This window comes from Streptomyces sp. NPDC059524, assembly GCF_042749255.1.
Classification (GTDB): Bacteria; Actinomycetota; Actinomycetes; order Streptomycetales; family Streptomycetaceae; genus Streptomyces; species Streptomyces xanthii.
The window spans coordinates 1-9030 of record NZ_JBHYTK010000097.1; the positions used below are offsets into that span (position 1 = coordinate 1).

Sequence of the window (9030 nt, forward strand, 5' to 3'; positions counted from 1 at the left end):
GCGGTGCCAGCGCTTATGGGCCGCGGGGACGGGGTCACACTATCGTGTCCCGCCGTCGCGAGGGGAGCTCCACGTGGTCACCGTGGAGCCCTTCTCACGGCTTCCGGGGCGGCAGGGGAAAGAACCCGCTGGTGCGGCGCTGGTATGCGGCATAGCCCGGACGCGTGGCCATGTGCTGCTCGAGAAGCCTCTTGCCGCTGCCCCGGGTCAGGAGAAGGCTCATCACGATCGGGGAGATCACGCAGACGGCGGCCACCACGGGGACGTCGCAGGTGAGCAGGAAGAGCCCCCACCAGACGCAGAAGTCCCCGAAGTAGTTGGGATGTCTGGTCCAGGACCACAGACCCCGGTCCATGACCTGGCCGCGATGAGCGGGATCCGCCTTGAAGCGGGCGAGTTGGGCGTCACCGACCGCTTCGAAGGAGACACCCAGTGCCCACAGCGCGATGCCCAGGACAGAGACGACGGACAGCGGAAGTCCGATGTACTGCGCGGCCTGGACGGGCAGGGAGACGAGCCACACCAGGGCCCCCTGCAGGAGGTAGACATGGCTCAGCGCGTACAGCATCGGGTTTCCGGGGGCCTTGGCCAGCATCCGGGCGTACCGGGGATCCTCGCCCTGGCCGCGCCCGCGCCCACCGATGTGCACGGCCAGCCGCAGTCCCCACACAGCGGTCAGACCGGCGACCAGCAGTCGGCGCGAAAGGTCTCCGTGTCCGTGTGAAGCGGCCAGTGTCACCACCGCGACGGCGGTGAAGGCGATGCCCCAGGCGATGTCCACGATCCGGTGGACTCCGGTCCGAAGCGAGACGGCGAACGTCGCCAGGACGACGGCGAGAGCCGCGCCGGCACTCCAGGCGAGGTTCAGGGCGAATGCTCCCCAGGGAAAGCCGCTCACCGGTCCGCCAGCCCTTCGTACCAGGTCGGGACATCCGTGGCGGCCGCGGAGACGCCGGGGCCGGGCCGGACGCACAGGATCTGGTCGACTCCCATCCGGCCCTGCTCGAAGGCGAGTCCGCCGCCGGCGAGGTAGAGACGCCACACGCGAGCGGCCTCCTCGCCCACGAGGCCGACGAAGCCGTCCCAGTCCGCCTCGAGCGTGTGATGCCAGGCGGCGATGGTACGGACGTAGTCCTCCCGCATCGCCTCGACGTGGCGTACCTCCAGGCCCGCGGCCTCAAGCAGCCCCGTCGTCTCGCCGAGCGGGCGCATGTGCATGTCCGGCGCGATGTACGTCTCGATGAACGGGCCACCGCCGGGCGCGTTGTGCCGGCGCGACATCTGCTGGACGAGCACACGCCCGCTCGGCATCACCAGACGGGACAGGGCTTCGGCGAACGCCGGATACTGGCCGTCCCCGACATGCTCACCCATCTCGACCGCCGCCACGCCGTCGAAGCCACCGCCCTCGATGTCGCGGTAGTCCTGGCAGACCACCTCGACACGGTCGGACAGACCGCGTGCGCGGACCCGTTCACGGACATGGGCTGCCTGCTGCCCGGCCAGGGTCACGGCGGTCACGGACACGCCGTGGTGCTCCGCGGCATGGAGGGTGAGCGATCCCCATCCGCAGCCGATGTCGAGGAGCCTGGTGCCGGGACGCAGCGCGAGTTTGCGGCAGATGAGCTCGAGTTTGGCCCGCTGCGCGTCAGCCGGGGTGAAGCCGGAGTCCGTGCGGGCCCAGTATCCGCAGGAGTACGCCATGGTCTCGTCGAGCAGCCGCTGGTAGAAGGTGTTGGACAGGTCGTAGTGGTGGCTGATCGCGGCCCGGTCGCGGGCACGGCTGTGCGGGCTTCCGTGCAGCCGAGCCCGGCCGGCCGGGGCGGGGGGACGGGGTCCGAGGGCGCCGAGCCGGATCGCGAGGGCTGCCGCACGGGCGCGGTCGGTGGGCGTCGCCCTGGGGGCCCGCAGCCCGTGTTCCCGTGCCGCCGCCCACATCGAGCGCAGTCCTTCCGTGAGCTCGCCCTCCACGTCGACGTCCTGCGCGATGTAGGCCTCAGCGAGTCCCAACTCGCCCGGCTGCCACAGGAGTCGGCGCAGGGCGCGCCGGTGGCGCAGCACGACCACGGGCCCGCTGTCGGGGCCGGCCTCGCTGCCGTCCCAGGCGCGGAGCCGGACCGGCAGAGGTCCGCCGAGGACGGTGGCCGCGAGGGCGGCGACCCGCGGTGCGACTCCGCTGCGCAACGTTCGGAGCAGACGCGTCATCGGACGTGATCCTCCTTGGTGAGCAGGTACTGCTGGACATCGAGGTAGCCGGAGCGGAAGCCGGCCTCGGAGTAGGCGAGGTAGAAGGTCCACAGGCGTTGGAAGGTCTCGTCGAAGCCGAGGTCGCGCACGTCCTGCTCGCGACGGGTGAACCGTTCGCGCCACAGGCGCAGTGTCTCCGCGTAGTGCGGGCCGAAGGCGTCACGTCGGGCGACGGTGAGACGGGTGTGGTCCCGCACCGTCTCGGCCACGGCCCTCGTCGACGGGATCATTCCGCCGGGGAAGACGTACTTGTGGATCCAGGTGAAGGTGGACCGCGTGGCGAGCATGCGCGCGTGCGGCATCGTGATGGCCTGGATCACGGCCCGGCCGCCGGGCACGAGTCGTTCGTCCAGGGTGCGGAAGTAGGTGGGCCAGAACTCGGCGCCGACCGCCTCGATCATCTCCACGCTCACGACGGCGTCGTACTGCCCACGTGCTTCCCGGTAGTCGCACAGTTCCACGCGGGCGCGGTCCTGGAGGCCCGCCTCTGTGATGCGCCGCCGGGCCAGGACCCGTTGTTCTCGCGAGAGCGTCAGGGACGTGACCTCGGCCCCGCGCGCCGCGGCCCGCAGGCACAGTTCGCCCCAGCCGGTGCCGATCTCCAACAGGCGGGTGCCGGGGCCCACCTGGGCCAGGTCGAGCAGCCTGTCGATCTTGCGGTGCTGAGCGGCCGCGAGCTGGTCCCAAGTGGCGGGCAGGGAACGGAAGACGGCGCTGGAGTACGTGAGGGTCTCGTCCAGGAAGAGGGAGAACAGGTCGTTGGACAGGTCGTAGTGGCGGCTGATGTTGGCGCGGGCGCCGTGCCGGGTGTTGCGTTCCTCGGCCGGATGACGCGGTGCCCACAGACCGCGAAGGCGTTGCAGGGGCGCCGGGACGAGTTCGTCGGCATGGGCGGCCAGCACGGTCAGCACGGAGACCAGATCCGGTGCGTCCCATTCACGGGCCATGTAGGACTCGCCGAAGCCGACGAGGCCTGAGGCGCCGATCCGCGCGTGGAACGCGTCGGGGTCTTCTATGTCCAGCAGTGGGCCGCCCAGGCCGGCGAAGGGGGTTCCCTTGATTCTGGCCCGCAGGGGGAGGCGGTCCAGGGCGCGCCGGAGGATCAGCTCGGTGAGTCTCCTGCGGGCGCGTGATGTCCTGGGCGCCGCGATGATGTCGGGCCAGCGCGCCGGGTCGACCGTGTCCTTTCGGTGGCACGTCGTCGTCATGCCGAGTCCTTTCGTGTGTCATCGCCCCGGCGGGGCTGGACAGGCAGTCCTCGCAGGTAGAGGCGAACTCCGTGAAATCTGATGGCAGCCGCCGCTGCGAGCGGGGAGAGAGGGTGGCGCACGGCAAGGCGCAGCAGTTGTGCGGCGGTGGCGCTCCTGCGTTCTCCGCGCACGCGCGCACTGAAGGCCCGGCCCTCCGAGCGGTCCAGATGCACCGTCAGATCCAGGCTCTGCCGCGGCAGCGGGAGCCGCATGCGGTAGTGACCGTCGACCGCGAAGAACGGTGAGACGTAGAACTGCTTGGCGGTGCGCGCGCTGCCGTCCGGCGCGGGTGTCAGGAGGTAGCAGTGACGGCCGCCGTAGGTGTTGTGGACCTCGGCGACCATGTACCGGACGCCGCCGTCGGGTCCGTGGCACCAGTACACGGTCAGCGGATTGAAGACGTACCCGAACACGCGGGCCTGCGTCAGCATCGTCACGTGCCCACCGTCGAGGTGGATGCTGTGGCGGGCGAGGAAGGCATCGAGGCCGGCACGGATGGTGGGGCGATCGCCTCGGAAGTGGTCGCGCGCGTCGAACCGGGCGAGCCAGCGCAGGGGCCACGGGAGGCGCGGGAGGTGATCGGGGTCGACGAGCCACAGGTAGGTGCGATGGCGCAGGGTGTAGCGCGTGGGGCGGGCGCGCACATGAGTGATGGTGCAGGGGTAGAGGGCGGCCATCGTGTTCACCAGCGTCCGCCGAGCGCCGCGGCCGCCCGCACGCCGGAGCGGCACCCGTCCTCGTGGAATCCCCAGCCGTGATAGGCGCCGGCGAAGGCACACACGGAGCTGTTCAGGTCGGGAAGCAGACGCTGGGCGGCCACGGACCGGGGGGTGTACAGGGGATGTTCGTAGACCATCCGCGCCAGGACGGTGTCCGGATCGACGCGGTCGCGGCCGCCGAGCGTGACGACGTAGGTCTCGGCCGCCGTGAGTCTCTGCAGGCGGTTCATGTCGTAGCTGACCCGCACACGGTCGGCGCCGGCCGCGCAGGACGGCATGACGTAGTTCCACGAAGCCCGGGCGCCACGGGCCGCCGGCAACAAGGAGGTGTCGGTGTGCAGCAGAGTCTCGTTGCGCGAGTAGGAGAACGCACCGAGTGCCGTGCGCTCCGCCGCACTCGGGTCCGCGAGGAGCCGCAGGGCCTGGTCGGGGTGGACCGCGATCACCACCGAGTCGTACGTGGACGTGGCTCCATCGGCCGTGGTGACGTCCGCGCCGTCCGGATGCCGCCGTACCGCCTTGACCGCGGCCCCGGTGCGGACCTCGTGCACGTGCTTGGCCGCCCTGTCGACGTACTCGCGGGAACCTCCGGTCACGGTGCGCCACACCGGGGAGCCGCCGACGGACAGCAGCCCGTGATGGTCCAGGAAACGGAACAGGTACGTGGCGGGATAGTCCTGCGCGATCGCGGCGTCGCACGACCACACCGCCGACACCACCGGTGTGACGAAGTGCGTGCGGAAGTACGGGGAGAAGCCCGAGCGCTCGAGAAACCCGCCGAGCGTGATCCCGCTGTCGGCGCCTGCGGCCAGGAGCCCGCGGGCGGCGCGGTGGAAGAGCGGCACCTCGGACAGCAGCCGCAGGTAGCGAGCGCTGACGAGATTCCGCGGGCGGGCGAAGAGGCCCGCGGGGCCGCGCGCCCCCGCGTACTCGAGGCCGCAGCCCTCGCACCGCACGGACATGCTCATCTCGGACTCCTGGGTGGCGACGCCCAGTTCGTCGAAGAGCCTCAGCAGATTCGGATAGGTGCGACGGTTGTGCACGATGAACCCGGAGTCCACCCGGTGCGGACGCCCGTCCGCGCGCGAGACGAGATCGTGCGTATGGGCGTGCCCGCCGAGCCGTTCGTCCGCCTCGAACAAGGTCACCCGGCGGGTGCGGGACAGGATGTACGCGGCGGTGAGACCGGCGATGCCGGCGCCGATGATCGCCGTGCCACGTGGCCTCCGCGCCGTGGGTGTCCGCTCGGATTCGCCTGTCATCTTCTCTCCCCTGGCCGGCTGATCTCCGCTGTCTCACGTAATCCGGAGCAGGTCCGAGGACGGATTGGCGCGGTCGATCAGCCGACCTCCGGTTGCGCGTCGAAGGCGGTGGGGCCTCGCCGGGTCAGGCCGGGAGCTTCATCAGGGCGACGGGCGCTGAGGTCGGATGCTCGGAACCGCCGGCCGGCTCGACGGTGATACCGATGCCGGACGCGCCGTCCACTGCGCCGTCCAGCAGGACGGCCTGGTCGGTTCGGGCGGTGTCCATGAGCCCGGCGGGCCGCATGGTGCCGCTGTCGTCGAACCACAGCTGGTACACCTTGCCGCGTGGCGGTCGGGCCATGTCGGAGGCGAGGAAGACGGCCCGGTCGCGTTCGTGGGAGACGACCACCGTGCCGGAGGCCCCGTCGGCGAGCTCGGTGGCGAGGCTCTTCGCGTCGGATGCGGAGAGGACCTCGGCGATGTGCTGGTTGTCCTGCTGTGCCTGGCGGGCCTGTTCGGTCGCGTCCTGCGCGCGCTCGTGCTGCCACACGGCGGTGCCGCCCAGTGCCGCGGCCGCCGCGAGACACGCGGCGAGCGCCCACCGCGAGGCTCGCCGCCACCGCAGACCGCGGGCGATCCGCTCCGAGCGGGGTGCCCCGGGCTGTTCCTGTCGGACGGTGGTGATGCGGCGCAGTACCTCCTCACGCAGCGCGGGGGAGGGAGTCGTCGTGGCCGCCAGGCCCAGGCGGGCCGCGGTGGCGGACAGTTCGGCGGTCTCGTCGCGGCAGGCCCCGCACTCGGCGAGGTGCCGTTCGAACGCGGCGCGTTCCTCGTCCGGAAGGGCGTGCAGTGCGTAGGCGCCGGTGAGTGTGTGCAGGTCGGCGGTGCTCACGCGGTCACCCCCAGGCAGTCGCGCAGCCGGATCAGTCCGTCACGCAGGCGGGTCTTGACCGTGCCCAGCGGCACGGTCAGCGCCTCCGCCACCTGCCGGTAGGTCAGCCCGCGGTAGTAGGCGAGCGTGACGGCCTGGCGCTGGATCTCGGTGAGGGTGCGCAGACAGCGGCGCACCTGCTCCCGCTCCAGACGGGCCTCCACCTGCTCGGTCACCTCGTCGAACTCGGGAGTGCGGGCGAGCTGTGCGGCTCTGCGCTCGCGGGCGGTCGACGCCTCCACCGACCGCACCCGGTCGATGGCCCGCCGGTGGGCCAGGGTGAGGATCCAGTTGATCGCCGTGCCCAGGTCCGGCCGGTAGCGCGGTGCGGTGCGCCACACCTCCACCAGCACCTCCTGGGCGACCTCCTCGGACTGTGCCCGGTCGCGCAGCACGGCTCGTACGGTGCCCAGGACGGGGCCCATCACCACGTCGTAGACCGAGGCGAACGCGGATTCGTCACCGAGGGCGGCCCGGCCCACCAACGCCTCCAGGTCCGGTTCGGCGTCGGGGTGACGGCCGATGTGCACAGCTTCCATCACAGGTTTCTCCGCAGGGGCTCGACGGTTCTACCTCTCATTCGGTGCGGACGGGGAAACGGATTGGTTCTCTTGCCGATCCGTCCGGCGATCAGAGAAGTATCGGGGCCCGCTACTGTCCCTTCGAGGCCGAGCGAACCAGGAGCGTCAGTGATCGAGCGTGGACATCTGCCCCCGGAATCCGCAGCGGGTCGTGCCGCTCTGGTGCCGCGCCGGGTGCCTTCGAGCGTGGACGCCGCCGTGCTGTTCCTGCACGGGGGCCGTGCGGACGACCGCACGGCGTCACGGTCGTGGCACCTGGCCGCGTTGCGGATGAAGCCCTTCGTGCGGGCCACCGCGGCGGCCCTGGACGGTGCTCCGGTGCTGCTCGCCGAGGTCCGGTACCGGGTGCGCGGCTGGAACGGGGACGACGCCGACGCGCTCCTGGACGCGCGAAGCGCCCTGGCCGAGCTGGGGCAGCTCGCCGGTGACGTACCCGTAGTGCTGGTCGGGCATTCGATGGGGGGCCGCGCGGCCCTTCTGGCCGCCGCGGCTCCGAACGTGACGGGAGTGCTGGCGCTGGCTCCGTGGTGCCCACCCTCCGACCCGGTGAGTCACCTGGACGGCAAGCGTGTCACGGTGCTGCACGGGGACCGGGACCGGGTCACCGATCCACAGGCGTCGGTGGAGTTCACGCACAGAGCACGGAGCGCCGGCGCAAGCGTCGAGACGCGGCTTGTGCCCGGCGGTGATCACGCGATGCTGCGCGGCCGCCTCGACTGGCACCGAGCGGCCGCCTCGATCGTGATCGACCTGCTGGGTGAAGCGGCACCCTCGGTGACGCGGAGGCCCGATCCGACGGGGGACTGACGGAGCCGGTCGGTCAGCGGCCAGGGTGCTCAGGGACTCGCTCCCTCCGCATGAGGTCCGCCATGCATCCGGACTCAACCGGCCCTCGCCGGTCCCGGCGCGGTCGGCTGATTCGGCTTCCCGTCCCGGCCCGGGTGGCGGTGACGCCAGTACGGATTGTCGTGCGGCAGTTTGCTGGAGACCCGGCCGTACATGCCGAACGTCGCGATCAGCAGCCCCATGGCGAAGCTGAACAGGACGTTGGTCATGCCGAAGTCCAGGAAATTGGCCGGGCGGTCGAGGACGAAGAGATGGAAGAAGCCGCTCAGCAGGAACAGACCGCCCACGGCCATGTTCAGGACGGAGGCGATGTTGCCTCCGACCACGGCTCCCGCGAGGAGCACGAAGCCGACCGCGGTGGAGATGACGCTCAGCGTGACATTGCTGGTCATCCCGGCGATCGTCTCGCCCGCCGTGTCGAAGGGGCTGAGCGCGTCCGCGAAGCCGAGGCCGGCGAAGACGAGGAGCAGCAGTCCGCAGAATCCGGCGCCGAAACGGTAGACGGTCGCCAGGCGGTGGTCGACGGGAAGTTCGTCTCGTAGCTTCATGCCCCTGATTCGCCGGGAATGCCCGATGCGGATGCAGGATGTGCACGGGGACCCGTACGACCCCCAGGGAACGATCAAGAGGACGACCGGGCCTGATCGTCCCGATCGTGCTCGTCCCGACTGACGCGCAGGCGCATCCGACGGGCGGCCGCACGGCGAAGCAGAAGACAGGGAGCCCGGCACCGACCTGACCACGGCCAGACCCCGGCCCCGCACGACCACCGTCCCAGGAGAGCCACATGACCGTCGCAGTCGTCCTGTTCACCGCGGACCTGCGTCTGCACGACCACCCCCCGCTGCACGCCGCCCTGAGCGCGGCGGACGAGGTCGTCCCGCTGTTCGTACGTGATCCAGGGGTGCACGCGGCCGGCTTCGACGCGCCCAACCGCCGGGCGTTCCTCGCCGACTGTCTCACCGACCTCGACGAGCGGCTCCGGCAGCGCGGCGGCCGCCTGGTGATCCGCAGCGGCCCGGTCGCCCGGGAGGTGCGCGCCGTCGCCGCCGAGTGCGGGGCCACCGAGGTGCACATGGCAGCGGACGTGACCTCCTACGCCCACCGGCGCGAGCAGCGCTTGCGCGAGGCACTGGACCCGGACTCAGTGACACTGCACGTCCATGACTCCGTGACCACCGCCGTCGCTCCCGGCGCGGTGACACCCGCCGG

General features: G+C 71.2%; 10 protein-coding genes. 2 read left to right on the top strand and 8 right to left on the bottom strand.

All coding sequences use genetic code 11. The annotated features are described in order from the left end of the window. Positions 1 to 94: 94 nt before the first annotated feature. The 7 genes from ACFW9D_RS24720 to ACFW9D_RS24750 form a co-directional block, all read right to left on the bottom strand. Positions 95 to 898, bottom strand: coding sequence for a DUF1295 domain-containing protein (locus ACFW9D_RS24720; protein ID WP_384624906.1), 804 nt, complete (start codon positions 896 to 898; stop codon positions 95 to 97). Then, positions 895 to 2205, bottom strand: a complete 1311-nt coding sequence (locus tag ACFW9D_RS24725) for a class I SAM-dependent methyltransferase (RefSeq protein ID WP_384624909.1) — start codon at positions 2203 to 2205, stop codon at positions 895 to 897. The genes ACFW9D_RS24720 and ACFW9D_RS24725 overlap by 4 nt, the downstream gene beginning before the upstream one ends. Continuing rightward, positions 2202 to 3455: a class I SAM-dependent methyltransferase gene (locus tag ACFW9D_RS24730; protein ID WP_384624912.1), complete on the bottom strand. Its 1254-nt coding sequence runs from the start codon at positions 3453 to 3455 to the stop codon at positions 2202 to 2204. The genes ACFW9D_RS24725 and ACFW9D_RS24730 overlap by 4 nt, the downstream gene beginning before the upstream one ends. Further along, the gene (locus ACFW9D_RS24735; protein WP_384624915.1) at positions 3452 to 4174 is read right to left on the bottom strand and encodes a DUF1365 domain-containing protein; all 723 of its coding nucleotides are present in this window, start codon (positions 4172 to 4174) and stop codon (positions 3452 to 3454) included. Before ACFW9D_RS24735 ends, ACFW9D_RS24730 begins: the two co-directional genes overlap by 4 nt. Before the next feature lie 5 nt (positions 4175 to 4179). Then, the gene (locus ACFW9D_RS24740; RefSeq protein WP_384624918.1) at positions 4180 to 5478 is read right to left on the bottom strand and encodes an NAD(P)/FAD-dependent oxidoreductase; all 1299 of its coding nucleotides are present in this window, start codon (positions 5476 to 5478) and stop codon (positions 4180 to 4182) included. Positions 5479 to 5602: 124 nt separating this feature from the next. After that, complete coding sequence (locus ACFW9D_RS24745; protein WP_384624921.1) at positions 5603 to 6352, bottom strand: anti-sigma factor domain-containing protein; 750 nt, start codon at positions 6350 to 6352, stop codon at positions 5603 to 5605. Continuing rightward, complete coding sequence (locus ACFW9D_RS24750) at positions 6349 to 6933, bottom strand: sigma-70 family RNA polymerase sigma factor (RefSeq protein ID WP_188340976.1); 585 nt, start codon at positions 6931 to 6933, stop codon at positions 6349 to 6351. The genes ACFW9D_RS24745 and ACFW9D_RS24750 overlap by 4 nt, the downstream gene beginning before the upstream one ends. 213 nt (positions 6934 to 7146) lie before the next feature. Between ACFW9D_RS24750 and ACFW9D_RS24755 the strand changes: the two genes are divergently transcribed. Next, the gene (locus tag ACFW9D_RS24755; RefSeq protein WP_384624924.1) at positions 7147 to 7779 is read left to right on the top strand and encodes an alpha/beta hydrolase; all 633 of its coding nucleotides are present in this window, start codon (positions 7147 to 7149) and stop codon (positions 7777 to 7779) included. A gap of 74 nt (positions 7780 to 7853) precedes the next feature. Here ACFW9D_RS24755 and ACFW9D_RS24760 read toward each other — a convergent pair whose 3' ends face one another. Next, on the bottom strand, positions 7854 to 8366 hold the full coding sequence (locus ACFW9D_RS24760) for a DUF4383 domain-containing protein (RefSeq protein ID WP_384624927.1): 513 nt from the start codon (positions 8364 to 8366) through the stop codon (positions 7854 to 7856). Positions 8367 to 8605: 239 nt separating this feature from the next. Here ACFW9D_RS24760 and ACFW9D_RS24765 point away from each other — a divergent pair. Next, the coding region (locus tag ACFW9D_RS24765) for a deoxyribodipyrimidine photo-lyase (protein WP_384624930.1) at positions 8606 to 9030 on the top strand (425 nt) is incomplete at its 3' end.